1 pseudogene is annotated in these 882 nt (G+C 65.8%); it reads right to left on the reverse strand.

The features are described 5' to 3' along the window. A pseudogene (locus F6S12_RS32330) lies at positions 1 to 882 on the reverse strand (adhesin); the annotation flags it as partial.

The raw sequence follows: 882 nt of genomic DNA on the forward strand, positions 1-882 counted from the left end.
GCGGCGCTGTCGATGGAGCCGCCCTGGCTGTTGTCCAGCAGGTCGCGCAGCTTGAGGCTTTGCTCGCCAGCGCTGGAGATCACCCCCTGGTGGCTGTTGTCGAGGCTGGCGACCTTGACGTCCAGGGCCTGCTGGCTGACCAGGCCGCCGCCCTGGCTGTTGTTCAAGGCGTCGCTGAGGGTGATGTCGACACCGCCCTTGAGGCTGGAGACGGTGCCCTTGTTGCTGTTGTTCAAGCCTGTGCCGTTGAGGGTCAGGCCCTGCCAGCCCGACAGCAGCCCGCCCTGGTTGTCCAGCTCAGCGCTGCCGGTGATGGTCAGGGTCTGCTGCGCCAGTACCACGCCGGTGAGGTTGTCCATGCCGGCCAGTACCAGGGTGCTGCTGCCCTGGCTCGACAGCTCGCCGCCGCTGTTGCCCAGGTGGCCCAGGGTGGCATTGAGGGACTGCTGGCTCTTGATCAGGCCGCCCTGGCCGTTGCGCACCTGATCGGCATTGAGTTGCAGGCGCTCGGCGCTCAGCAGCTTGCCCTGATGGCTGTTATCCAGAGTCCCAGCGCTGACCGTTACCTGGCGCTGCCCACTCAGGGTGCCGCCCTGGTTGTCCAGGGTCTGGGTGGTCGTGACCGTCAGATCACGGCTGGCCACCACGCTCTTGCCAGTGTTGTTCAGGTTTTGCGCCGTCAGCGTGACATCGCCGTTTACGTTACGGCTGTTGTCGGCATTGACCCCGGCTTCGATGATGCCGTGGTTGTTCAGTTGCCCGCCGCTGCCGAGGGTGACGCTGTTGGCCGCCGCCAGGGTGCTGTGGTTGTTCAGGTCGTCTTGGGTTTGCACCTTGAGCTCGGTGCCGGCGTAGACCGCGCCCTGGGCATCCAGGCTTTGC

This window comes from Pseudomonas sp. JV245A, from assembly GCF_032424515.1.
GTDB lineage: Bacteria > Pseudomonadota > Gammaproteobacteria > Pseudomonadales > Pseudomonadaceae > Aquipseudomonas > Aquipseudomonas protegens.